18 protein-coding genes and 3 tRNA genes are annotated in these 23,846 nt (G+C 74.1%); 7 read left to right on the plus strand and 14 right to left on the minus strand.

The features are described from left to right. Positions 1-122 precede the first annotated feature (122 nt). Together sigJ and ABT263_RS08835 are read left to right on the plus strand one after the other, a co-directional pair. The gene (sigJ, locus tag ABT263_RS08830) at positions 123-1,049 is read left to right on the plus strand and encodes an RNA polymerase sigma factor SigJ (RefSeq protein ID WP_352289104.1); all 927 of its coding nucleotides are present in this window, start codon (positions 123-125) and stop codon (positions 1,047-1,049) included. Between the two features lie 133 nt (positions 1,050-1,182). Beyond that, positions 1,183-2,250, plus strand: coding sequence for an NAD(P)/FAD-dependent oxidoreductase (locus tag ABT263_RS08835; protein WP_352289107.1), 1,068 nt, complete (start codon positions 1,183-1,185; stop codon positions 2,248-2,250). A 154-nt stretch (positions 2,251-2,404) separates the two neighbouring features. Here the strand turns inward: ABT263_RS08835 and lepA are convergent, their stop codons facing one another. After that, complete coding sequence (gene lepA / locus ABT263_RS08840; RefSeq protein WP_352289110.1) at positions 2,405-4,273, minus strand: translation elongation factor 4; 1,869 nt, start codon at positions 4,271-4,273, stop codon at positions 2,405-2,407. A gap of 297 nt (positions 4,274-4,570) precedes the next feature. On the opposite strand from lepA, the gene ABT263_RS08845 reads away from it, so the two are divergent. The 3 genes from ABT263_RS08845 to ABT263_RS08855 all read left to right on the plus strand — a co-directional run bounded on the left by ABT263_RS08845 (position 4,571) and on the right by ABT263_RS08855 (position 6,728). After that, positions 4,571-4,876 carry an antibiotic biosynthesis monooxygenase family protein gene (locus ABT263_RS08845; protein ID WP_352289113.1) on the plus strand — a complete coding sequence of 102 codons (306 nt, stop codon included), beginning with the start codon at positions 4,571-4,573 and terminating at the stop codon, positions 4,874-4,876. Between the two features lie 168 nt (positions 4,877-5,044). Continuing rightward, complete coding sequence (gene rpsT / locus ABT263_RS08850; protein ID WP_329487599.1) at positions 5,045-5,311, plus strand: 30S ribosomal protein S20; 267 nt, start codon at positions 5,045-5,047, stop codon at positions 5,309-5,311. 550 nt (positions 5,312-5,861) lie between these two features. Beyond that, a complete protein-coding gene (locus ABT263_RS08855; RefSeq protein ID WP_352289116.1) occupies positions 5,862-6,728 on the plus strand; it encodes a hypothetical protein in 867 nt (288 codons plus the stop codon). 145 nt (positions 6,729-6,873) lie between these two features. On the opposite strand, the gene holA is transcribed toward ABT263_RS08855, so the two are convergent. After that, positions 6,874-7,875 (minus strand): DNA polymerase III subunit delta, encoded by a 1,002-nt coding sequence (gene holA / locus ABT263_RS08860; protein ID WP_329487601.1) that lies wholly within the window; start codon positions 7,873-7,875, stop codon positions 6,874-6,876. Positions 7,876-8,062: 187 nt separating this feature from the next. On the opposite strand from holA, the gene ABT263_RS08865 reads away from it, so the two are divergent. Continuing rightward, a complete protein-coding gene (locus ABT263_RS08865; protein WP_329487602.1) occupies positions 8,063-8,356 on the plus strand; it encodes a hypothetical protein in 294 nt (97 codons plus the stop codon). Positions 8,357-8,467: 111 nt separating this feature from the next. On the opposite strand, the gene ABT263_RS08870 is transcribed toward ABT263_RS08865, so the two are convergent. From ABT263_RS08870 to ABT263_RS08905, 8 genes are all read right to left on the minus strand, one after another. Then, positions 8,468-11,146, minus strand: a complete 2,679-nt coding sequence (locus tag ABT263_RS08870) for a ComEC/Rec2 family competence protein (protein ID WP_352289119.1) — start codon at positions 11,144-11,146, stop codon at positions 8,468-8,470. A gap of 195 nt (positions 11,147-11,341) precedes the next feature. Then, positions 11,342-12,340 (minus strand): helix-hairpin-helix domain-containing protein, encoded by a 999-nt coding sequence (locus ABT263_RS08875; RefSeq protein ID WP_352289122.1) that lies wholly within the window; start codon positions 12,338-12,340, stop codon positions 11,342-11,344. A 270-nt stretch (positions 12,341-12,610) separates the two neighbouring features. After that, positions 12,611-13,456, minus strand: coding sequence for a DegV family protein (locus ABT263_RS08880; RefSeq protein WP_352289125.1), 846 nt, complete (start codon positions 13,454-13,456; stop codon positions 12,611-12,613). A 204-nt stretch (positions 13,457-13,660) separates the two neighbouring features. Next, positions 13,661-14,446: a hypothetical protein gene (locus ABT263_RS08885; protein ID WP_352289128.1), complete on the minus strand. Its 786-nt coding sequence runs from the start codon at positions 14,444-14,446 to the stop codon at positions 13,661-13,663. A gap of 295 nt (positions 14,447-14,741) precedes the next feature. Next, positions 14,742-17,639: a leucine--tRNA ligase gene (leuS, locus tag ABT263_RS08890; protein ID WP_352289131.1), complete on the minus strand. Its 2,898-nt coding sequence runs from the start codon at positions 17,637-17,639 to the stop codon at positions 14,742-14,744. Between the two features lie 209 nt (positions 17,640-17,848). Further along, a complete protein-coding gene (locus ABT263_RS08895) occupies positions 17,849-19,351 on the minus strand; it encodes an NsdA family TPR-like regulatory protein (protein ID WP_352289134.1) in 1,503 nt (500 codons plus the stop codon). 214 nt (positions 19,352-19,565) lie between these two features. Further along, positions 19,566-19,638, minus strand: a tRNA-Ala gene (locus ABT263_RS08900). Positions 19,639-19,739: 101 nt separating this feature from the next. Then, the gene (locus ABT263_RS08905) at positions 19,740-21,182 is read right to left on the minus strand and encodes an MFS transporter (protein WP_352289137.1); all 1,443 of its coding nucleotides are present in this window, start codon (positions 21,180-21,182) and stop codon (positions 19,740-19,742) included. Between the two features lie 102 nt (positions 21,183-21,284). Between ABT263_RS08905 and ABT263_RS08910 the strand changes: the two genes are divergently transcribed. Continuing rightward, positions 21,285-22,190, plus strand: coding sequence for a helix-turn-helix transcriptional regulator (locus tag ABT263_RS08910; protein ID WP_352289140.1), 906 nt, complete (start codon positions 21,285-21,287; stop codon positions 22,188-22,190). Between the two features lie 87 nt (positions 22,191-22,277). On the opposite strand, the gene ABT263_RS08915 is transcribed toward ABT263_RS08910, so the two are convergent. The 4 genes from ABT263_RS08915 to rsfS form a co-directional block, all read right to left on the minus strand. Further along, positions 22,278-22,350 (minus strand) — tRNA-Ala (locus tag ABT263_RS08915). 37 nt (positions 22,351-22,387) lie between these two features. Then, positions 22,388-22,460, minus strand: a tRNA-Ala gene (locus tag ABT263_RS08920). A 179-nt stretch (positions 22,461-22,639) separates the two neighbouring features. After that, complete coding sequence (locus ABT263_RS08925; protein WP_329492096.1) at positions 22,640-23,287, minus strand: histidine phosphatase family protein; 648 nt, start codon at positions 23,285-23,287, stop codon at positions 22,640-22,642. Then, positions 23,284-23,754 (minus strand): ribosome silencing factor, encoded by a 471-nt coding sequence (gene rsfS / locus ABT263_RS08930; RefSeq protein WP_329492097.1) that lies wholly within the window; start codon positions 23,752-23,754, stop codon positions 23,284-23,286. The genes ABT263_RS08925 and rsfS overlap by 4 nt, the downstream gene beginning before the upstream one ends. Positions 23,755-23,846: the final 92 nt, after the last annotated feature.

Below are 23,846 nucleotides of genomic sequence, written 5' to 3' on the forward strand. Positions count from 1 at the left end.
GAGGGGGAGGTCGGGGTCACCCGGCCTCCCCCTCCGGCGTTCCGCCCACGGGGAGGCCGGGGCCCCGTCCGGGGTGCCCCTCGAACGCTCCGGCCGCCGCCCCGGGCCGCTACGGTGGGCCTGTGAGTGACGACCTGTCGGCCGCTGCCGCCGCACAACCCGACGCCTTCGAGGCCCACCGGCGCTACCTGGGCTCGGTCGCCTACCGGCTGCTCGGCTCGTTCAGCGACGCCGAGGACGTGCTGCAGGAGGCCTGGCTGCGCTGGCGCGGCACCGACCGGTCCGCCGTCGCCGACCCGCGCGCCTTCCTGACCACCGTCGTCACCCGGCTCTGCTACGACCAGCTGGGCTCCGCCCGGGCCCGCCGGGAGGCCTACTTCGGCGAATGGCTGCCCGAACCGGCCGTCTCCTACCAGGACTCCCCCGCCTCACCGGCCGAGCTGGCCGAACTCGGCGAGTCCGTCTCGCTGGCGGTGCTCGCCGTCCTGGAGCAGCTCACCCCGGCCGAACGCGCCGCCTTCGTGCTGCACGACGTGTTCGCGGTCGGCTTCGACGAGATCGCCGCCTCCCTCGACCGCTCCCCCGACGCCGCCCGCCAGCTCGCCTCCCGGGCCCGGCGCCGGGTCAAGGACGGCGGGCGCCGCGCCACCGCGGACCCGGCCGAGCACCGGCAGGCCGTGACCGCCTTCGCGGCGGCCAGCACCCGCGGCGACATCGAGGGCCTGCTGGCCGTGCTCGACCCGGACGTGGTCTGGCACTCCGACGGCGGCGGCGTCGTCAGCGCCGGCGCCCGCCCGGTCCTCGGCGCGGACAAGGTCTCCCGCCTGGTGGCCGGCCTGGTCGCGAAGTGGTTCCTGCCGGGCATGAGCCTGGTGCCCGCCCTGGTCAACGACGAGCCGGGGCTGCTCGTCCAGGACGCGGACGGCCGGCCCGGCGGCGTGCTGGCGTTCACCGTCGCCGACGGCCGGATCACCGAGGCCTTCGTGGTGGTCAACCCCGAGAAGCTGACCCGGGTGGCCGACGCCGCCGGCACGCCGACGGACCTGTGACCCGGCACGCCGACGGACCTGTGACGCGGCTCACCGTCACACCCTGACCGGCCGCGTCGTCCCCTTCCCGAACGGACACCGAGAACGTGTCGACAGAACGCTCCGCAGGGGCGTTTCGGAGGAGGCGGACGACATGACCGAGAAGCAGATCGTCGTACTGGGCGCCGGCTACGCGGGGCTGACCGCGGCGACCCGGGCGGGCCGGCGCCACCGGGTGACCCTGATCGCCCCGGAGACCCGCTTCCTGCACCGCGTCCGCCAGCACGAGACCGCCGCCGGCCTCCCCGAGCACCGGCCCGCCCTGGCCGAGGTGGTCCGCGGCCGCGGCGTGCGGCACGTCCCGGCCCGGGCCACCGGCCTGGACCTCGCCGCCCGCAAGGTCTTCCTGGACACCGGCGAGGCCCTCCCCTACGACACCCTGGTCTACGCCCTCGGCAGCCGCACCGCCTGGCACGCCGTCCCCGGCGCCGCCGAGCACGCCTACTCCGCCGAGCGGGCCGCCGAACTGGGCGAGCGGCTGCGCACCGCCGGGCGGCCCGGCACCGTCGCCGTGGTCGGCGGCGGTGCCACCGGCATCGAACTGGCCACCGAGATCGCCGAGGCCCACCCCGCCTGGCGGGTGCGGATCGTCGCCGCCGGACAGGTCGGCGGCTGGTTCTCGGCCCGTGGCCGGGCCCACGTCCGCACCGTCATGGCCCGGCTCGGGATCGAGGTGCACGAGCGGCACACCGTCACCGGGGTCGACGCCGGGGGCCTCGACACCACCGGCGGCCGGATCCCCGCCGACGTGGTCGCCTGGGCCGCCGCCATGGAGCCGCACCCGCTGGCGGCCGAGGCGGGCCTGACCGTCGACCCGGCCGGCCGGGCGGTGGTGGACGGCCACCTGCGCTCCGTCTCGCACCCGGAGGTCCACGTCATCGGCGACGCCGCCGCGGTGACCGTCCCCGGCACCGGCACCCTGCGGATGGGCTGCGCCACCGCCCAGCCGATGGGCCGCTACCTCGGCAAGCTGCTCACCGGGCGCACCGACAAGCCCTTCGCGTTCCGCTACGCCGTGCAGTGCCTGAGCCTCGGCCGCCGGGACGGCCTGGTCCAGCTGATCCACGGCGACGACTCGATGCGGCCCTCGGTGCTGACCGGCCGGGCCGGGCGGCTGACCAAGGCCGCCATCGTCAACGGCGTCGTCTGGGCGCTGCGTTGAGAGCCTGAGCCGGGCCGCCGCACCGACCGGCCGCCGTGCGGACAGGCCGACCGTGCGGACAGGCCGACGGGCCCGGGGCGAGACGCCCCGGGCCCGTCGGGCACCGCTGCGGCCGACCCCGTCGGGCCGGCCGGAAACACCCGGCTCGCGCCGGCTACTTCTTCTCCTTCGGCGCCTCGGCGTCGGTGGACAGCGCGGCGATGAAGGCCTCCTGCGGGACCTCCACGCGGCCGACCATCTTCATCCGCTTCTTGCCTTCCTTCTGCTTCTCCAGCAGCTTGCGCTTGCGCGAGATGTCACCGCCGTAGCACTTGGCGAGAACGTCCTTGCGGATCGCGCGGACCGTCTCACGGGCGATCACCCGGGAGCCGATGGCGGCCTGGATCGGCACCTCGAACTGCTGGCGCGGGATCAGCTTCTGCAGCTTGCCGGCCATCATCACGCCGTAGTTGTAGGCCTTGTCCTTGTGCACGATCGCGGAGAACGCGTCCACCGCGTCGCCGTGCAGCAGGATGTCGACCTTGACCAGCTGGGCGCTCTGCTCGCCGATGGGCTCGTAGTCGAAGGAGCCGTAGCCGCGGGTCTTGGACTTCAACTGGTCGAAGAAGTCGAAGACGATCTCGGCGAGCGGCAGGGTGTAGCGCAGCTCGACGCGGTCCTCGGAGAGGTAGTCCATGCCCTGGAGGTTGCCGCGACGGGCCTGGCAGAGCTCCATGATGGCGCCGACGAACTCGTTCGGCGCCAGGATGGTGCCGCGCACGACCGGCTCGTAGACCTCGGCGAGCTTCCCGGTCGGGAACTCGCTGGGGTTGGTGACGGTGTGCTCGGTGCCGTCCTCCATCACGACGCGGTAGACCACGTTCGGGGCGGTGGAGATCAGGTCGAGGTTGAACTCGCGCTCCAGGCGCTCCCGGATGATCTCCAGGTGCAGCAGGCCGAGGAAGCCGCAGCGGTAGCCGAAGCCGAGGGCGACCGAGGTCTCCGGCTCGTAGACCAGCGCGGCGTCGTTCAGGCGCAGCTTGTCGAGGGCGTCGCGCAGCAGCGGGTAGTCCGAGCCGTCCAGCGGGTACAGGCCGGAGAAGACCATCGGACGCGGGTCCTTGTAGCCGCCCAGCGCCTCGGTCGCACCCTTGTGCATCGAGGTGATGGTGTCACCGACCTTGGACTGCCGGACGTCCTTCACCCCGGTGATGATGTAGCCGACCTCGCCGACGCCCAGGCCGTCGGCGACCTTCGGCTCCGGCGAGATGACGCCGATCTCCAGCAGCTCGTGGGTCGCGCCGGTGGACATCATGGCGATGCGCTCGCGCTTGGTGAGCTGGCCGTCGACCACCCGGACGTAGGTGACCACGCCGCGGTAGGAGTCGTAGACCGAGTCGAAGATCATCGCGCGGGCCGGGGCGTCCTTGACGCCGACCGGGGCCGGGATCTTGTCGACCAGGTGGTCGAGCAGCTCCTCGACGCCGAGACCGGTCTTGGCGCTGACCTTGAGCACGTCGTCCGGGTCGCAGCCGATGATGTGCGCGATCTCGGCGGCGTACTTCTCCGGCTGGGCGGCCGGCAGGTCGATCTTGTTGAGCACCGGGACGATCGTGAGGTCGTTCTCCAGCGCCAGGTACAGGTTGGCGAGGGTCTGCGCCTCGATGCCCTGGGCGGCGTCCACCACGAGGACGGTGCCCTCGCAGGCGGCGAGGGAACGGGACACCTCGTACGTGAAGTCCACGTGGCCCGGGGTGTCGATCATGTTGAGGATGTGCGTCGAGCCGGCGTTCGGCCCCGTCTTCGGCGCCCATGGGAGGCGGACGGCCTGCGACTTGATGGTGATGCCGCGCTCACGCTCGATGTCCATGCGGTCGAGGTACTGGGCGCGCATCTGCCGCGGGTCGACCACACCGGTGATCTGGAGCATCCGGTCTGCGAGCGTCGACTTGCCGTGGTCGATGTGGGCGATGATGCAGAAGTTGCGGATCAGCGCCGGGTCGGTACGGCTGGGCTCTGGCACATTGCTGGGGGTCGCGGGCACCTTGGTCCGATTCTCCGTTGGTCCGGGGGCCGGGGGCGTCCGGGTCATCGCTGACCGGTTTCCCGGGGACCGGACAGTCGTCCGATCGAAATAGTTCTTCCCATCCTCCCACGAGCGCGACGTCCGCCGCCGTTCGGTTCCACCGGGGCCGCGCCGGGGGTGCTCCGGGGGTCGGTGCGCGGGTCCGTCCGGGAGTCCGTCCGGGGCTGGTCCGCGGGTCCGTTCAAGTGCCGCCGCGGGGCCCTTGAACGGCCGTCCCTTCCCGCGCCCCGACCGGTCGGGGCAGGATGGTCGTCCATGATCCTGGAAAGCGCCCTCCTCGACGTCGTCCCCGGCCAGGAGGACGCGTTCCTCGCCGCCTTCGCGGAGGCGAAGCCGCTGATCGCGGTCCAGTCCGGCTTCCGCTCCCTCGCGCTGCGCCGCTGCCTCGACGAGGACCGCGGCGCCAGGTTCCTGCTCCAGGTGGAATGGGAGACGCTGGAGGACCACACGGAGGGGTTCCGCCGTTCCGCCGAGTACCAGCGGTGGCGCGAGCTGCTGCACCGCTTCTACCGGCCGTTTCCCGAGGTCGAGCACTACGGCGAGCCGGTGCTCCGGGCCTGATCCGGATCCGGCCGGTTTGGGTCGGGCGGTGCCCCCTGGTAGCGTGGGGCGCTGCACCTGGCCCAGGCATGCCCTCTCAGCAGTCCGGCGGCCGCGCGGTGCAACTCTCCCCCAGCCTTCGGCCGGGGGGACCCCTGAACCGTTTACTGACAAGACTGAGGCTCCTTCGTGGCGAACATCAAGTCCCAGATCAAGCGCAACAAGACCAACGAGAAGGCGCGCCTGCGCAACAAGGCCGTCAAGTCCTCGCTGAAGACCGCCCTGCGCAAGGCCCGTGAGGCCGCTGCCGCCGGCGAGACCGAGAAGGCCACCGTGCTGGCCCGCGCCGCCTCCAAGGCGCTGGACAAGGCCGTCAGCAAGGGCGTCATCCACGCCAACCAGGCCGCCAACAAGAAGTCGGCCATCACCAAGCGCGTCAACGCCGTCCAGGCCTGACTCCGCCGGGGCCCACGGCCCCGACCGTCCCAGGACGGACCGGCCCTCTACCCGGTCCCCTGAGGGACGAGCTCAAGACTCGCACCGCACGCGGCCTGCGTTCGCCACGCGGGTGCGGTGCACGAAGATCCACCGGAAGTGCCCGTTCGTAGGCGCTTCCCCGACTGCCCGCCCGGTCCCCACCGGGCGGGCAGTCGTCGTTTCCGGCCGGGGCTTCCGCCGCGGACGTTCTCGCGCGGATCCCCGTCGTCCGGCGGACCGGCTGCGGGTCCTGCGGCTGCGGCTTCTGTCGCTGCGGCTGCGGGTCCTGCGGCTGCGGGTCCTGCGGCTGCGGGTCCTGCGGCTTCTGTCGCGTTCTGTGGTCCTGCCGCTATGGTCGGTGACGGCAGCTCGGGGGGCCGCGCTCACGGAAACCGGGCGGGCGGCGGTCGCGTCCCCCTCCCGGGGGCCACCGCGTTCCGGGTCACCGTTTCGGGCCACCGTTGCGAGTCACGGTTCCCGGGCGGCACCTTCGTGGCAGGCATCTTCGTCGACGCTCAGGGGGGCACCTATGACGACGCCACCACCGCCGCCACCACCACCGGCCCAGGGCGGACCGGGGTTCGGCGGCTTCCCGCAGCAGCCCCCGCCACCTGGGGCGGCCCCGGGCTTCGGACCACCGCCCGGACTGCCCGCGTCGCCCGGACTTCCCCCCGCTCCGGGGCCCGTCCCCTCACCCGGTACGGCCCCCGCCGGGGGGCCCGGGCCGCGCGAGGGGACGGTCAGGCGGGGCGGAAACCTGCGCCGCAACGCCGTCTGGGCGTTCGTCGGCGCCGCCCTGGCCTCGGCCGCCTGGTCCGGCGCCGTGGCCCTGGTGCCGCGGATCGTCGACAGCGGCTCCCCGGCGCAGAGCCTCCACGGCTACCACGCCGTCGACAGGCTCTGCGAGTCGGGCAAGCTCACCGCGTTCAAGAAGCAGTACCGCATGGTCGCCGACTACCCGCTGCAGCACACCGGCCGGTCCGACTCCATGGACATCATGCGGTGCTACGCGCTGGTCAAACGGGCGGTCAGCGGGAGCGACGTCGCCGACTACGCCACCCTCGACATCCGCGCCGAACTGCACCGGGCGGTCGACTCCGCGCCCGAATTCGCCGCCACCCGAAGCTACTTCGAGCAGCAGAAGTACGAGATCACCGATGTGCCGAACCTCGGCCAGGAGGCCTACTTCGCCTACGGCGACGAGCCGACCAGCTCGGACCAGACCTTCCACGACATCAACCACTACCTACAGGTCCGGGACGGCGGGATGACGTACTCCCTGTTCTGGACGGACAACTACCAGGTCGGGAAGAACACCACGCTGGACCGCGAGACCGTCCGCCGCGCGATGCTCGACGACACCCGGGACATCCTGAAGGCGATCGGCGGCTCGTAAGGGCCGGTCGTGGCGGCCGGGTCGGAAGGGTTTCCCGTGGGGCCGGTCGGGTCGATCGGGTCGGTCGGGTCGGCCGCAGGAGCTGCTCGTGGCGGCCGGGCGTCCCGGCGGGCGGGCTCGGGTTGCCGGGGCGCCCGTGCCGGGATCAGTAGGAGCGGCCCCCGGAGCCGGCGCGCGCGGCCCGGGCAACGGCCACCACGGCCCGCTCCAGCGCGAAGGCGGGGTCGTCGGAACCGCCCTTGACGGCCGCGTCCGCCTGGGCGATCGCCGTCAGGGCCGTGGCCACGCCGTCGCCCGTCCAGCCGCGCATCTGCTGGCGGACCCGCTCGACCTTCCACGGGGGCATCCCCAGCTCGCGGGCCAGATCGGCCGGGCGCATGTTCCGCCCGGTGGTCGCCAGCCGGCCGATGCTGCGGACCCCGGACGCCAGCGCGTAGGTGATACCGGTCGGCGGCTGCCCGACGGCCAGCGCCCAGCGCAACCGCTCCAGCGCCTCGGCGGCCCGGCCGGTGACCGCGAAGTCCGCCACCTCGAAGCCGGTGGCCTCGGCCCGGCCGCTGTAGTAGCGGGCCACCACCGTCTCGTCGATGGTGCCCTCGACGTCCGAGGTGAGCTGGCTGCACGCGGCCGCCAGCTCGCGGAGGTCGCTGCCGAGCGCGTCCAGCAGGGCCTGGCACGCCTCCGGGGTGGCCGACCGGCCGAGCGTGCGGAACTCTCCCCGGACGAAGGCCAGCCGGTCCGACGCCTTCGCCAGCTTCGCGCAGGCGACCTCACGGCCGCCCGCCTTCCGCCCGGCGTCCAGCAGGCCCTTGCCCTTGGCGCCGCCCGCGTGCACCAGCACCACGATCACCTCGTCGGCCGGGGCCTCGATGTACGCCTTGAGCTCCTTGACGGAGTCGGCGGAGAGGTCCTGGGCGGCCCGGACGACGATCACCTTGCGCTCGGCGAACAGCGAGGGCGTGGTCAGCTCGGCGAGGCTGCCGGGCTGCAGGGTGCCGGGTGGGAGGTCCCGCACATCGGTGTCCGGGTCCGCAGCCCTCGCCGCCGCCACCACCTGGGCGACCGCGCGGTCGAGCAGCAGCTCCTCCTGGCCGACCGCGAGGGTCAGCGGGGCGAGCAGGTCGTCGGGTGCACTCTTCCTGGCCATCGCCTACCAGCATCCCATGGGGTGGGGACACTCCCACCCGGAGGAACGACGGGCGGGCGGGGGTGGGCGGGGGCGGGCGGGCCGGGGTCCGACGGCCGGAGGGGCGGAGCCGCCGGGGTGGCCGGGGTGGGCCCGACCGGTGGGGGGTGTGCTCCGACGCGGGAGGCGCTCCCGGGAGAATGGGCCGGTGACCGAACACCTCACCACCGACCAGCCGGACGACTTCGACCCGAGCGCCCGGCAGCTCCTCGTCCTGCCCGACCGCGACGCCGCCGAGGACGCCACGGAGGAACTCAGCGCCAACCACCCCGACCTCGGCGAACTCGAAATCGTCCGGGACGCCCTCGCCGGCGAGGACGACGCCGAGGACGCCCAGTGGCTGGTGGTCGTGGAACCCCCCGAGGACGGCTGGACCGCGGAGCTGCTCCGCGCTCTGGACGCCGTCGCCGCCGAGCACGAGGGGTGGCGCGAGGAGGGCTGATCCGTCGGCCCCGCCATGTCTTCCGGGGCCCGCCCCCACCCCCCACCCCCGCTCCCCCTCCCCGCCCTCTCCACCTCCTCCCTGTGGAGAGGGCGGGTTGAGCGAGAGGGCTCACGCTGGCGGGCCGCGCGGCCCGCCGGCCGTGTGCCGACCGCGCGACGCGGCCGCGGCGTGGCGGGTCTGCCCGCCGTGCGGGTGCACGGACCCGCGCGACGCGGCCGCGGCGTGGCGGGTCTGCCCGCCGTGCGGGTGCACGGACGCCCCCAGACGAGCCGGAGTGTCGCCCGTCACCGCGATGTCCCCAGCGGTATCCGTGCGCAACACCGTGGCACCGAGGGCACGTAGCCGCTCCACCGTCCGCACCGACGGATGCCCGTACGGATTCCCCTCGCCACACGAGATCAACGCCAGCCTGGGCCTCAACGCGGCCGCGAGCTCCCAGTCCTGGTGCGCCGACCCGTGGTGGGCCACCTTCAGCACATCGACCCGGACACCACGGCCCCACCGCGCCGACAGCGCGGCCTGCGCGGGCGGTTCGAGATCGCCCAACAGGGCCAGCCGCACACCGTCCGCCACCGTCACCAGCAGCACGACACTCGCGTTGTTGGCCCCGGCAGCCTCCGCCGGAAGCACGGCATCGGGCCACACCACCTCCCATGACAGCCCCGGTCCGGCCGACCGGCGCTCGCCTGTCCGCGCGCGCACCAGTGGCACTCCGGCCGCAGCCGCCCACCCCGACACCCGGGCGGCCTCACCCGGCGGCTCACCCAGGACCGTCCCCTCGATCGCGCCCACCGAACGCCCCCGCAACACCCCGGGCACACCCTCCACGTGGTCCGCGTGGAAGTGCGTCACCACCAGCAACGGCACCCGGGTGATCCCGAGGTCGCGCAGACAGCGGTCCGCCGCACGCGGATCCGGCCCGGCGTCCACCACCACCGCGCTCCCCGGAGCCCCGCCGCCGGCGGTGACCGGCAGCACCACCATGTCCCCCTGACCGACGTCGCACATGACCAGCCGCCAGCCCGGTGGCGGCCAGCCGGTCGCGAGCCGGGTGAGCAGGGGCGGCCGCACCAGCACGGCCAGCAGGACCAGGAGGAGCAGGCCCGCCACCAGCGGCCGGGCCCAGCCGCCCCTGACGCGCAGACCGACCGCTGCGGCGCGTCCGGGCGCCAGGAGAGGAACCGTCCAGCACACCGCCACCGTCGCCAGGGCCAGCGTCACCGTGCCGAGCAGCCCGCCGGGCCAGGAGATCTGAGCGCCCGGCAGCTCCGCCCCGTGCCGGGCCACCGCCGCGAGCCAGCCCACCGGGAGCCCGGCCGGCTCCGCGAGCAGCCGGGCCAGGGCCGGCGAGAGCGGCTCCAGGACGAGCACCGCGAAGCCGAGAAGGGTCGCCGGAGCCACCGCCAGCTCGGCCAGCAGGTTGCACGGCACCGCGACCAGGCTGATGTGTCCGGACAGCACGACCGTCACGGGCGCACAGAGCGCCTGGGCCGCTGCCGTCGCGGCGACGGCGCCCGCCAGGTGGTGCGGCCAGCCCCGCGCCCGCAGGCGCTGCGCCCAGTGCGGGCCGACCACCAGCAGACCGGTGGTGGCGAGCACGGAGAGCAGGAAGCCGAACGACCGGGCGAGGTAAGGGTCGAGGAGCACCAGGAGCAACGCCGTACCGGCCAGGGCGGGCACCGCCTGCCGGGGTCGGCCGGTGGCGAGCGCGAGCAGTCCGATCAGCCCCGTACCGGCGGCCCGCAACACGCTGGGTTCCGGTCGGCAGACGGTCACGAACGCCAGCGTGACGACTGTGCCGAGCAGCGCGGTGGTGCGCAGCGGGATGCCGAACGCGGCGGCCAGGCCACGTCGTTCGGCTGTACCGGCACGACTGGGGGCACCGAGCAGGACACCCAGCACGATCGCGAGGTTGGCCCCGCTGACCGCGACCAGATGCGCCATGTCGGTGGCCCGGAAGGCGTCCAGGAGGTCCCCGGGCAGGCGTGAGGTGTCACCGACCACCAGGGCCGGGAGCAACCCCCGTGCGTCCGGCGGCAGATCGTCACTTGCCGTCCGCAGTCCCGCCCGCAACCGGCCGGCGACCCGTTGCGGCAGGTTGGGCGGCGCGAGCTCCCGTGGCGGCCCGTGGGCGATCAACAGCGCGGCCGACTCGTCGCCGTAGCCCTCCCCCGCCGGGCGGACGTCCGCTTCCACGGCGACACGGGCCGACGGGAGCAGCCGTTGCCACGCGCTGATCTCCGGCCCTCGCGCCATCACCGTCACCGGCGTCCGCGTCCTGGTCACCGTCTCGGTGCCGACCGGCGGGCCGCCCGCGCCGTCGCCCGGGGCCGGAGCCGCCGGCTCGAAGCCCGCCGGGACGGTGACCCGCTCCACCACCGCGTCCACGGTGAGGACGGCCTGCCCGGCAGCCGTTCCCCTGGTGCGGGAGGTGTGGCCTCTCGGGTCGGCGGTGATGGTCAGTTCGACGCCCACCTCCGGCGCGGCGGCTCCGGCCCGGGCCAGCCCGGGCAGCGGCCCCCGGTGGAGGTCGGCGGTGTGCAGCAGGGTCGCGGCGGCGGCCGCCGCACCGGTGAGCAGCACGGCGGCCAGCGTCATGGCGGCGCCGCGACGCCGCCGCACTCCCGGGCGGGCGAGCAGGAGCACGGCGAACAGGACGGCCGTGCCGGCGGCCGAGGACAGCAGGAGGCCGTGCCCGGGGCCCAGCCCGAGAACACCCGCCGTGACCACCCAGGCCGCGACGGCGGGGAGGAGCAGGCGAAGATCGCCGGGAGGCCGGTGCGGCACGACGGCGTCTGTGGTGGCAGTGGCGGCGATGACGGCACCTCCTTCCGGGGAGTGACCGACGGGTCGATGGGCAGCCGGGTCGACGGGCAGAGGTCGATGGGCTGACGGGTCGAACGGCTCCGTGCGTCGGCCGAGCCGGAAGCAGGAGCACCGACCGGAAGCGTCACCGGGCGGGTACGGGCGCGTACGGGCGGGTCAGAGCGTGAGCATCGGTCTGAGCTCCGCATAGGTGCGTTCGCCGATGCCGCTGACCTGCCGGAGCTGGTCGAGTGAGCGGAACGATCCGTGCGACGCGCGGAAGGCGATGATGCGCTGCGCCAGCGTCGGACCGACGCCCGGGAGCGTGTCGAGCTGTTCGAGGGTGGCGTGGTTCAGACTGACCGGCGGTTTCGGCACGGCGCCCGTGGCCGGCCCGCCCACGGCCTGCGCCGCGCCGTCCGGTTCGCCGACGAGGATCTGCTCACCGTCCGTCAGCACCCGGGCCAGGTTGAGGCCCTTGGTCTCCGTCTCGGGCAGCGGTCCGCCGGCCACGCGCAACGCGTCCGCCACCCGGGAGCCGCCGGGCAGCGTGTGGACACCGGGTGCGTGCACCCGCCCCCCGATGTCGACCACGACGACAGTGCGCGCCGCGGCGTCTCCCGGAGCTGCTGGGACGGGGCCGGCGGAGGACTCCGGTGTGCTCGGGGGCGATGCCCCCGGCTCGGCCGGCGCGACCGCCGGCGTCGGCAACGCCACCGTCGGCACCGCGACCGGCTGGGGCCGCGCCAGCCAGAAGTGCTGGACACCGTAGCCCACGGCGAGCAGCAGCAGGACGACCAGCCCCGACACGGCCCGCCGGTCGAGCACCACCGCAGGACCGAAGCGAAACGGCGCGCGACCCGGGTCGGCGGACCCGCCATCGTCGGACGGCACGCCGTAGGGCGGCACACCGTCAAACCCCGCGCCACCAGCGGGTCCATCGACCGCCGCACTCGGCACGTCACCCGACCCGCCGCCCGACCCGCCCCCGAGGGGCGATCCCCCGGGCGGCCCGGTGGCCGACGGCTCCGTCGCGCCGGCGCCTCCCCCGGCCACCCCCGCGGCCGGTTCCTCGGCGGCCCCTTCGGCGCCTCCCCCGGCCGCCGGCAGCAGCGCTGCCAGCCGACGCCGCGCCGTCTCCCCGACCCGCTGGCGCTTCACCGCGCCGATGTTCATGCTCGTCATGCGGAGCACGCTAGGAGCCGTCCGCCGTCGGCGGGAGAATCGGCGAAACCCTGTGGAAAACCCCGGGGTTGTGGACAACTCATGTCGCTCGCACGAGTGATCAGCAGTGTCGGAGTTGACTTCCCGCCCGGCAGAGGTCCTCACGAGGCCCGTCTCAGCCCTCGTCCGGAGGCGTCTTCACGCACCGCGGCTCCACGCCCCTCAGGGTTCACCACCCCAGCTTCACGCACCCCGGCTTCACGCACCGCGGCTTCACGGGCCTCAGCGCGGCGAGACCACCACCGCCAGCAGCCCCGGTCCGACATGCGCACCGATCACCGCGCCCACCTCGCCCACGTACAGGTCGCGCAGCCCGGGGATCCGCCCCCGCAGCCGCTCCGCGAGCGGCTCGGCCCGCTCCTCCGCCGCCAGGTGGTGGACGGCGATGTCGACCTCCCGCTCCCCCGCCTGCTCGACCGCGATCTCCTCCAGCCGCGCGATCGCCCGCGACGCCGTCCGGACCTTCTCCAGCGGCTCGATCCGCCCGCCGTCCAGGTGCAGCAGCGGCTTCACCGCCAGCGCCGACCCGAGCAGCGCCCGGGCCGCCCCGATCCGGCCGCCCCGACGCAGGTGCTCCAGGGTGTCCACGTAGAAGAATCCGCTGGTCACCGCCGTCCGCGCGGCCACAGCGGCGACCACCTCGTCCAGTTCCCGCCCCGCCTCGATCGCCTCGGCCGCTGCCAGTACGCCGTATCCGAGGGCCATGCCGACCAGCCGGCTGTCCACCACACGCACCGGGACGGGCGCCTCGGCCGCCGCCAGCCGGGCCGCCTCCGCGGTGCCGGACAGCTCGGCGGAGATGTGCACCGAGACGATGCCCTTCGCGCCGGCCTCGGCGGCGGCCCGGTAGGCGGCGGCGAAGGCCTCGGGGCTCGGCCGGGAGGTCGTCACCCGCTGCTTGCCGCGCAGCGCCTCGGCGACGTCCTTCGGCGAGATCTCCACGCCCTCGGCGAGGACGGTGTCACCGACCGCGACGCTCAGCGGCACCACCGCGATCTCGTGACGGTCGACGGCCTGCTGGGGCAGATAAGCCGTGGAATCGGTGACAAGTGCGAGGTCGGCGGGCATGAGGCGGAGGTTACTCCGCGTCCGGCCAGGAGGACAGCGCCCGAACCGGGCCTGCCCCGGCCCGCCCACCCGCCGTCCGGCCCCGGCGCCGGGCGGGGCGCCAGGGACAGCCGGTCGGTGCGCCGGGCACGGCGACCCCACCCGAGCCCTCCGGGAGGATCGAGTCTTCCGGGATGCGGCGGGCCGGAGGAGCGGGACGTCCGGTCAGCCCGCCGTCGGCCCGGCCGACGGCTTCCGCAGCCGGTCCGCCAGCCGCGACAGCGGGTCGTTCAGCCCCAGCAGTTCCTCGGCGCCCGGGCGCCCCTTCCCGTCCGTCAGCCCGGCCCGACCAGCCGCCGCCCCGCCAGCACCAGCACCAGCCGACCCACCGGAACCGACGCCCGAGCCGAAGCCCGCCCCCGTACCCGACCCCGAACCGGAATCCGCCCCCGCCCCCGAGTGGTCCCAGTGCCGCAGCGCCCCCGCCTCGCTCTCGCACTCCTGGCTGAGCCGCCGGAGCTCGTCGTCGGCGAAGCGGTGCATCCGGTCCTGGGCCGCCCAGCGCATGGTCTCGGCGGAGTGGGTGATCCGCTCGGCGCGCTCCCGCAGCTCGGGCAGCTTGGCCGCGATCCGGCCCGGGTCCGGCTCGCGCTCCAGGATCCGCAGCTCAGCGTCCAGCTCCGCCGCGTGGGTGTCCAGCCGCCGCAGCAGGGCGAGTGCCTCACCGAGCTGGCCGTCCTGCACCAGACCGCTATCCAGGACCTGGCGCGTGCCGTCCAGGGAGGTCCGCAGCCCCAGCCGGACGGCGGAGATCTGGCCCTGCGGGCCGGGCTTGGCGTAGGTCTTCGCCTTGAGGGTCACGTTCTCGACCGCACGCCGCGCGTTGGCCTCGTGCCGCTCCACCTTCGTGGCGACCGCCCTCGCCGCCTTGACGGTCCCGACCACCACCAGCACCAGCATCGCGAGGCCGAAGAGCAGGGCCAGGCCGACCATCACGCCGAGCGCGTCCATCACGAGCCACCTTCCGTCCGCCGAACCGGCCCCCACCGGGCCCAACGCGGGCCGGCCCACCGTGGGTTCCACGGTAGCCGCCCGACCCGTGCCGGGGGCAGGTCGAACGGGCCCGGGCTCCGGAGATCAGGGACAGATGGGGGATCTCCCCGAGGCGGGCCCGGCCTCGGGGCGACGCATCCCGCCCCCAGCTGCCCTCACACACCGGCGGACCACCGCCCCGGGAACGCCGAAGGGCGGGCGCCCCGAAGGACACCCGCCCCGGCCGTCGACGACCCACGGCGACCACCGGCAGTCAGCCGGTGACGATGTTCACCAGCTTCGGCGCCCGCGCGATCACCTTGCGCACCGGCGCGTCCCCGATCGCCGCGACGACGGCCGGATCGGCCAGCGCCAGGGCCTCCAGCTCGGCGTCGGAGATCGACGGCGCGACCTCCAGCCGGGCCTTGACCTTGCCCTTGATCTGCACGACGCAGGTGACCGCCTCGTCCACCACGTACGCCGGGTCGGCGACGGGGTAGTCGGTGTGGGCCAGCGAGTCGCCGTGGCCCAGTCGGCGCCACAGCTCCTCCGCGATGTGCGGGGCCAGCGGGGCGACCAGCAGGACCAGCCGCTCGGCGACCGGTCGCGGCGTGGAGCCGCGCTTCACCAGGAAGTTGTTCAGCTCGATCGCCTTGGCCACGGCCGTGTTGAAGCGCAGCGCGGCCATGTCGGCGCGGATGCCGTCGATGGCCTTGTGCAGCGCGCGCAGCGTCGCCTCGTCCGGCTCCTCGTCGGTGACGACCAGCTCGCCGGTGGCCTCGGAGACGATGTTGCGCCACAGTCGCTGCAGGAAGCGGTACGAGCCGACCACCGCGCGGGTGTCCCACGGGCGGGAGACGTCCAGCGGGCCCATCGACATCTCGTACAGGCGCAGCGTGTCGGCGCCGTACTCGTCGGCGATCTCGTCCGGGGCGACGGCGTTCTTCAGGGACTTGCCCATCTTGCCGGCCTCGCGCTTGACCGGCTCGCCCTGCCAGAAGTAGCCGCCGTCGCGCTCCTCGACCTCGGTGGCGGGCACCGGGAAGCCGCGCTCGTCGCGGTAGACGTCGGCGGTGATCATGCCCTGGTTGAACAGCTTGTGGAACGGCTCGACCGAGGAGACGTGGCCCAGGTCGTGCAGGACCTTGTGCCAGAACCGCGCGTACAGCAGGTGCAGCACGGCGTGCTCGGCACCGCCGACGTACAGGTCGGCGCCGCCGCCGGGCTTCTCGGCGGTCGGGCCCAGCCAGTACTGCTCGTTGGCCGGGTCGACGACCCGCGCGCCGTTCGACGGGTCGATGTAGCGCAGCTCGTACCAGCAGGAACCGGCCCAGTTGGGCATGGTGTTGGTCTCGCGGCGGTACTTCTTCGGCCCGTCGCCCAGGTCCAGCTCGACGTTGACCCAGTCCTCGTTGCGCGACAGCGGCGTCTTCGGGGAGGAGGTCGAGTCGAACGGGTCGTAGGTGTGCGGCGAGTAGTCGTCCACCTCGGGGACCTCGACCGGCAGCATCGACTCGGGCAGCGCGTGCATCACGCCGTCCTCGTCGTAGACGATCGGGAAGGGCTCGCCCCAGTACCGCTGGCGGCTGAACAGCCAGTCGCGCAGGCGGTAGTTGACGGTTCCCTCGCCGATGCCGCGCTCGGCCAGCCAGGCGGTGACGGCGGCCTTGCCGTCGGCGACGCTCAGACCGTCCAGCGAGATGCCGTTCTCGGTGCCCTCGGCGTGGGCCGAGTTGACGATGACGGAGTCGTACGTGCTGAAGGCGTCGTCCCAGGTGTGCGGGTCCTCGTCGCGGCCGTCGGTCGGCTTGACGACGCAGCGCATCGGCAGCTCGAAGGCGCGGGCGAACGCGAAGTCGCGGTGGTCGTGGGCCGGGACGGCCATGATCGCGCCGGTGCCGTAGCCCATCAGCACGTAGTCGGCGACGAAGACCGGGACGGGCTCGCCGCTGACCGGGTTGACCGCGTAGGCGCCGGTGAAGACACCGGTCTTGACCTTGGCCTCGACCTGGCGTTCCACGTCGGACTTGGCGGCGGCACTCGCTCGGTAGGCGGCGACGGCCTCGGCGGGGGTGGCGGCGCCGCCGGTCCACTCGTCACGGGTGCCGGCGGGCCAGGCGGCCGGCACGATCGAGTCGACCAGGTCGTGCTCGGGGGCCAGCACCATGTAGGTGGCGCCGAACAGGGTGTCGGGGCGGGTGGTGAAGACGGTGATCTTCCGGTCGCCGGGGGCCGCGAAGTCGACCCGGGCGCCTTCCGAGCGGCCGATCCAGTTGCGCTGCTGCAGCTTGATGGCCTCGGGCCAGTCCAGCAGGTCCAGGTCGGAGATCAGCCGGTCCGAGTAGGCGGTGATCCGCATCATCCACTGGCGCAGGTTCGACTTGAACACCGGGAAGTTGCCGCGCTCGGAGCGGCCGTCCGCGGTGACCTCCTCGTTGGCCAGCACGGTGCCCAGCCCGGGGCACCAGTTGACCGGCACCTCCTTGGAGTACGCCAGCCGGTAGTCGCCCAGCAGTTCGTCGCGCTCGGCGGCGGACAGCTCCGACCACGCGCGGCCGCCGGGGACCTCGCGCGAGCCGTCCGCGAAGCCGGCGATCAGCTCGGCGATCGGGCGGGCCCGGCCGGCCTCCTCGTCGTACCAGGAGTTGAAGATCTGCAGGAAGATCCACTGGGTCCAGCGGTAGTACTCCGGGTCGATCGTGGAGATCGAGCGGCGCGGGTCGTGGCCCAGGCCCAGCCGGCGCAGCTGCTGGCGCATGTTGGCGATGTTGGCCTCGGTGGAGACCCGCGGGTGGGTACCGGTCTGCACCGCGTACTGCTCGGCGGGCAGGCCGAACGCGTCGTAGCCCAGCGTGTGCAGCACGTTGTGGCCGGTCATCCGCTGGTAGCGGGCGAAGACGTCGGTGGCGATGTAGCCCAGCGGGTGGCCGACGTGCAGGCCCGCGCCCGAGGGGTACGGGAACATGTCCATGATGAAGCTGTGCGGCTTCGCGGAGACGTCCCCGGCGCTCGGGTCGGCCAGGTCACCGGCCGGGTTGGGGGCGCTGAACGTGCCCTCCTTCTCCCAGATGTCCTGCCAGCGGGACTCGATCTCCGCCGCCAGGGTGGCGCTGTACCGGAACGGCTCGGTCGCGGCCTCGGCCGCGCCGGAAGCAGGGGTCGTCTCGCTCATGGTCCTTCAGGCTCCATCGATGTCAGTGGGCGAACCGGGCACAGGGCCGGGCGCGGCACGAAAAGGCGGCGGAAAACAAAAAAGCCCCTCGCAGGAGGGGGTGCCACGCCGACTCCGGCACCCGCCCTGGGGCGCGGCCGGTCCTGGTCAGCGCGGCCGGCTAAGGAGCAGGCGCACGGTTCGCATGGGCTCAGGGTACCGCAAGGGGCTCAGGCCTCCTCCGGAGATATCGACCGCGAGGCCGCGTCGAAGTCGCGCAGCGCGCGGGCCACCCGCTCGGACTGCATGCCCGCGGCCAGGGCGCGTGCCCGCTCGGCCGTGTCGGCGGCCTCCCGGAGGGAGCCGGTGCGGCGCTGGGAGTCCGCCAGCCGGACCATCAGCAGGGCCCTGGCCCGCGCGCGGCCGGGGCCTAGCCCGGCCACCGCCTCGGTGAGCAGGGCCTGGGCGCCGCGGTGGTCGCCGAGGAACAGGCGGCCCTCCCCCACCATCCCCGCGAGGTCCGCCCGGGCCTGCGCCACGTCCGGCCCGGCACCCGCGCCGGAAGCCGCACCTTGCCCCGCACAAGCACGAGCAGACGCACCGGCACCGGCACCCCCACTGGCAGACGCACCCGCACCGGCACCGGCACCCCCACTGGCAGAAGCACCCGCACCGGCACCGGCACCCCCACTGGCAGAAGCACCCGCACCGGCACCGGCAGAAGCACCCGCGCCCGCGCCCGCCGCGGCGTCCAGCTCCGCGAACGCCCGCCCGGCCACCGCCGCCAGCTCCCCCGGCTCGCCGCGCCGCCCGTACGCCCGGGCCATCCGGCCGAGCTGCAGGGCCCGGTCGACCGGCCCGAGCGCGTCACCCGCCGTCTCCAGCACCCCGGCGAGCACGGTGACCGCGTCCAGCCCGCGCCCTCCCCCGCCCTGGGTGGCCAGCACCACCAGGCAGCCCACCACGCCCACCCCGAGCCGCAGGTCCCCGCTGAGGTGGGCGGCGCGCAGCGCGGCCACGAACGCCCGCTGGGCGGCCGCCTCGTGTCCGAGGTCGTACGCGGCCCAGCCCGCCAGCCGGGCCAGCCGGCTGGCCGTGCCGTACAGCACGCGGCCCAACTCCTCGTCGTACCCGCCGAGTTCCAGCAGCTTCGCGACCATGGCCAGCTCGGCCCGGGTCGGCCCGAGCACCAGGCCGCCGCCGCAGGCCCGCTCCAGCCGCAGCTTGCTCCGGTAGGAGAGCCGGAGCTCCCCGACCAGCGCGGGGTCGATCCGCAGCGCGCCCTCCCCGCCGCCGACCGGGGGCGGCGCGGTGGCCAGCCGGCCGGCGGCCTGGTCGAGGTCGGCGCCGCGGAACAGGTCGGTGAGACGGACCGGGCCCGCGTCGGTGGCCGCCTCGCGCAACGCGGTCTGGGCGGTGTCGGCCGTCCAGGGGTCGGTGAGCAGCCGCGGCGAGAGGATCTTGGCCCCCCGGTTGCCGCCCATCCGGCCCCAGAGCTGCTCGTAGGTGACGGCGATGCCGAGGGCGCGGCCGAGCACCTCGCAGACCGTCTGGTCGTGCGGGCTGCGCGGGACCATGCCCCGGTCGCGCCACTTGTACGGGGCGGTGGAGCTGATCGCCAGGCCGGGCGGCAGGGTGAGGTTCACCTCGCGGGCCAGGCGCTCCGGGTTCCAGCCGAGCTGGTGCAGTATCCGGGCCAGCTCCTCGTTGCGCCTGCGCTCCAGATCGGCCATGGGACGACGGTAGCGGTCCGGCGGGGCCGGCTGCCGAGCCGTTCGGAAAACCCCGGACCGCCGGGACCGCGAGCGCCCCCGAACCCTCCGGAGGGATCCCGCGCCGCGAGAACGCACCCCGGACGCCACCGGAAGCACCCCCGGACTCCCCGCAAACGCACCCGGAAAACACCGAGGGCCGCCTCCCGGAACGGGAGACGGCCCTCGACTGCTGTGGAGCTACGGGGAATTGAACCCCGGACCTCTTGCATGCCATGCAAGCGCTCTACCAACTGAGCTACAGCCCCTTGACCTGCTGCGTCACCGGAGGTTTCCTTCGGTTTCCCTCGGCGACATCGACTACTTTACACGGTCGAAGGGGTGCTCCACGAATCCGTTACCGGAGGTACTACCCGGCCGTCGGGCGGGCGCGGGCGGCGAAGGCCGCACCGACGCCGACCAGGCCCGCGATCGCGGCGGTGGTCACCAGCAGGGCGTGTCCGGAGTCCCGGGCCGCCGCCGGCAGCGAGACCCCGCCGAGGAAGACCGAGCCCAGCACCGCGACCCCGACCACCTGGCCGAGCTGTACGACCGTCACCATCACCCCGCTGGCGTCCGCCGCGTCGGCCGGGGCGACGCCGCCCAGCGCCCGGGCGAACAGCGGCGAGTACGTGCAGCCGGCCACGAGGCCGAGCCCGGTCATCAGCAGCAGCGCCACCGGGCCGATCTCCGCGCCGCCGCCGAGCAGCAGCCCGAGCAGCAGGTAGCCGGGGACGAGCAGCCCGGCCCCGAGCAGCGGCAGGACGCCGTGCAGCCGGGCGGGCAGCCGGTGCCAGTGCAGGCTGGAGAACCCGAAGCCGAGCGCCATCGGCGCCGAGCAGAGGCCGGCCCGCAGCGCGCTGTGCCCGAGGCCGGACTGCTGGTGCAGCGCGAAGGCGAACAGGAAGCCCGCGAAGGCGGCCATGATCATGAAGATCGCGCCCGCCGCCGGTCGCAGCGTGGCCGTCCGCAGCACCCGGCCGCTGATCAGCGGCTGTCCGCCGCGCCGGGCGATCCGCCGCTCGACCACCGCGAACAGGGCGAACAGGACGGCGCTGGCGGCGAGCATCGCCCAGCCCCAGACGGGCCAGCCCAGTTCGTGGCCGAGCACCAGCGGCACCACCAGCAGCCCGAGGGCCGCGCCGAGCACCACCAGGCCGGGGAGGTCGAACCCGCGCCCGCGGTCGCCCGGCAGGCTCGGCAGCAGCCGGGCGCCGGCCGCCAGCAGGGCCAGCCCGATCGGCACGTTGACCAGGAAGACCGGGCGCCAGCCCGTCCCGAACAGGTCGGCGCTGACCAGGACTCCGCCGAGCACCTGGCCGACCGCCAGACCGCCGGCCAGCACGGCCGAGTAGAGGCCGAGCGCCCTGGTCCGGGCGGCGCCGGTGAAGGTGCGCTGCAGCAGGCTCATGACCTGCGGCACCATCAGCGCCGAGCCGGCGCCCTGGAGCAGCCGGAAGGCGATCAGCCAGCCGGTGGCCGGCGCCAGCCCGCAGGCCAGCGAGGCGAGGGTGAAGGCGGCCAGGCCCAGCTGGAACAGCCGGCTGTAGCCGTAGCGGGCGCCCAGCCGGGCCCCGGTGATGAGCAGCACCGCGTAGGCGATGGTGTAGCCGGCGATCACGAGTTGGAGGGCCGCGCCCGAGGCGTGCAGGTCGGTGCGGATGGTCGGCACCGCGACGTTGACGATGGAGACGTCCAGGATGGCCATGAACTGGCCGCAGAGCAGGAGGGTGAGGAGCAGCCCGGGCCTGGTGGCCGGGCCGCCGGTGGTGGTGGCGCCGGCCGCACCGGGCCGGATCTGAAGGTCCGTCATGGGCCCAGCCTGCGGCGCGTCCGGTACTGGTGGTTAGAGCCTGCCGATCCTGGTACTGGCAGCACCTGTTTCGGCCGCCCGGTCTGCGGCACGATGGCGGGTATGACCGTCCTGGACGACCGCACCGCCACCGCCGTCGGACCGCGCCGGCAGGACCGCCGCCGCACCGAGCTGGCCGGCTACCTCAAGGCCTGCCGCGCCCGGGTCACCCCCGAGGAGGTCGGCCTGCCGCCGGGGCTGCGCCGCCGCACGCCGGGGCTGCGCCGGGAGGAGGTGGCGCAGCTCTCCGGGGTCGGCGTCACCTGGTACACCTGGCTGGAGCAGGGGCGGCCGATCAACGCCAGCGAGCAGGTGCTGGCGGCGGTGGCCCGGACGCTGCGGCTGGACGACACCGAGCGGGAGCACCTGTTCCGGCTCGCCGGGGTGTCCGCGAGCCCGAGCAGCCGGCCCGAGCCCCCCGTCCTCGACCCCTCCACCCAGGCCATCCTGGACGCCCTCGCGCCGCTGCCGGCCGCGGTCTCGAACACCCGGTTCGACGTGCTGATGTACAACCGGTCGTACGAGTCGCTGTTCGGGACGAACCGGAACGTCACGCCCAGCGGGCGGTTCAACAGCATCTGGTGCACGCTGCTCATGCCGCCGTGCTGCAACCCGTTCCTGAACCGCGCGGAGGCGCTGCCGCGGATGGTGGCGGTGCTGCGGGCCGCGTACGGCAAGCACGTCGGCGAGCCGGTCTGGGAGCAGCACGTGCAGGGGCTGTCGGCGAAGAGCGAGCTGTTCCGGGACCTCTGGGCCCGGCAGGAGGTGGCGCCGCCGGAGACGTCGCTGCGGGTGTTCCGGCACCCGCAGGTCGGGGTGCTGCGGCTGAACGCCTCGTACCTGACGCTGCCCGGGGTGCCCGAGACCTACGTGGTGGTCTACCTCCCGGACGGCGCAGGGGACCGTGAGCGGATCGAGGAGCTCGCCGCGCTGCCGCCCGGCGGCTGGCTGAACAGCTGCCACTCCTGAACGGCCGGGGGGCCGGCGCGCTGGCGGCCGGGGCCCGGGGAACGCCGAAGGCCGCCACCCGGTGGGTGACGGCCTTCTCGCGGTCTGTGGAGCTACGGGGAATTGAACCCCGGACCTCTTGCATGCCATGCAAGCGCTCTACCAACTGAGCTACAGCCCCGCGACACGCACGGCCCTCGCGGACCGCAGGTGCGGAGTGGAGCTACGGGGAATTGAACCCCGGACCTCTTGCATGCCATGCAAGCGCTCTACCAACTGAGCTACAGCCCCGCACTCACCGGATTTCCCGCTTCCCTTCCGGGCCGCGTTTCTTCCGTGCGAACGAGGAAGACTCTAACCGGTCAGGCCCGGAACTGCGAAATCCGTCCCCGCGCGGTGCCGGCGAACGGCGGGGGCGCGGCTCGACCGTCGCCGATCGGCCGTCGCCACCGGTCAGGTGCCGTCGCCGGTCAGGTGTCGTCGCCGATCACCGGCTGCGGGAGGGTGCCCGCGTTGTGCTCCAGCAGGCGCCAGCCGCGTGCGCCGCGGCCCAGCACGGACCAGCAGCAGTTGGACAGGCCGCCGAAGCACTCCCAGAGCTCCGGCTCCAGGCCGAGCAGCCGCCCGAGCATGGTGCGGATGGTGCCGCCGTGGCTGACGACCACCAGCGTGCCGTCCTCCGGCAGCTTGCCGACCGCGTCCAGCACCACCGGCACCGAACGGTCGGCGACCTCGGTGGAGAGTTCTCCGCCGCCGCGCCGCACGGGCTCGCCCTGCGCCCAGGCCTCGTACTCCTCCGGGAACCGGGCCCGGATCTCCGCGTTGGTCAGCCCCTGCCAGGAGCCGGCGTAGGTCTCGCGCAGCCCCTCGTGGTGCTGCACGTCCAGGCCGGTGATCACGGCCAGCTCGTCGGCGGTCCGCCGGGCGCGCTGGAGGTCCGAGGAGATCAGCAGGTCGGGGCGCAGGCCGGAGAGCAGCCGGGCCGCCCGCTGGGCCTGCAGGACGCCCTGGCCGGTCAGCTCGATGTCCGTGGTGCCCTGGAACCGCGATTCGAGGTTCCAGGAGGTCTGGCCGTGCCGCCAGAAGACGATGCGCGGGCCCCGCGCCTCCCGGCTCAGCTGTAGTCCTCGGCGCCGAAGTTGTCGGCCGGGGCGGCCTCGGCCGGGGCGAGGGCGTTGCCGGCCTCGTCGGTGTGCGCGTCGGGGCGGTTGCGCGAGGCCAGCGCGTCGGCCGGCAGCGGCAGCTCGGGGCAGTCCTTCCAGAGCCGGTCCAGGGAGTAGAAGGAGCGCTCCTCGGAGTGCTGGACGTGCACCACGATGTCCAGGTAGTCGAGCAGGATCCAGCGGCCGTCGCGCTCGCCCTCCCGGCGCACCGGCTTGATGTCCAGCTGCTCGCGCAGCTTGTCCTCGATCTCCTCGGCGATGGACTTGACCTGGCGGTCGTTGTTCGCGGAGGCGATCAGGAACGCGTCGGTGATCGACAGCACGTCGCTGACGTCGAACGCGATGATGTTGTGCGCCAGTTTGTCGGCCGCCGCCTGGGCGGCGACGTTGATGATTTCCTGGCTGTGCTCGGTGGCGGTCACGATGTTCTTCCGGCTCGGCGGCTTGGGGGCGATGCCCGGCACGCGGCCGGGCATCGCCTTCCAGGATCTCACGCCGCCCAGGTGGCCCAGGA

It is taken from the genome of Kitasatospora sp. NPDC001603 (assembly GCF_040298365.1).
Classification (GTDB): Bacteria; Actinomycetota; Actinomycetes; order Streptomycetales; family Streptomycetaceae; genus Kitasatospora.

Coding starts and splice junctions, on each gene's coding strand:
- holA (WP_329487601.1), bottom strand. CDS start 7,875: ATGGCCAGGAAGAGTGCACCCGACGACCTGCTCGCCCCGCTGACCCTC.
- ABT263_RS08845 (WP_352289113.1), top strand. CDS start 4,571: ATGATCCTGGAAAGCGCCCTCCTCGACGTCGTCCCCGGCCAGGAGGAC.
- ABT263_RS08885 (WP_352289128.1), bottom strand. CDS start 14,446: ATGGACGCGCTCGGCGTGATGGTCGGCCTGGCCCTGCTCTTCGGCCTC.
- ABT263_RS08880 (WP_352289125.1), bottom strand. CDS start 13,456: ATGCCCGCCGACCTCGCACTTGTCACCGATTCCACGGCTTATCTGCCC.
- ABT263_RS08910 (WP_352289140.1), top strand. CDS start 21,285: ATGACCGTCCTGGACGACCGCACCGCCACCGCCGTCGGACCGCGCCGG.
- leuS (WP_352289131.1), bottom strand. CDS start 17,639: ATGAGCGAGACGACCCCTGCTTCCGGCGCGGCCGAGGCCGCGACCGAG.
- ABT263_RS08905 (WP_352289137.1), bottom strand. CDS start 21,182: ATGACGGACCTTCAGATCCGGCCCGGTGCGGCCGGCGCCACCACCACC.
- ABT263_RS08875 (WP_352289122.1), bottom strand. CDS start 12,340: ATGAACATCGGCGCGGTGAAGCGCCAGCGGGTCGGGGAGACGGCGCGG.
- ABT263_RS08835 (WP_352289107.1), top strand. CDS start 1,183: ATGACCGAGAAGCAGATCGTCGTACTGGGCGCCGGCTACGCGGGGCTG.
- ABT263_RS08895 (WP_352289134.1), bottom strand. CDS start 19,351: ATGGCCGATCTGGAGCGCAGGCGCAACGAGGAGCTGGCCCGGATACTG.
- ABT263_RS08855 (WP_352289116.1), top strand. CDS start 5,862: ATGACGACGCCACCACCGCCGCCACCACCACCGGCCCAGGGCGGACCG.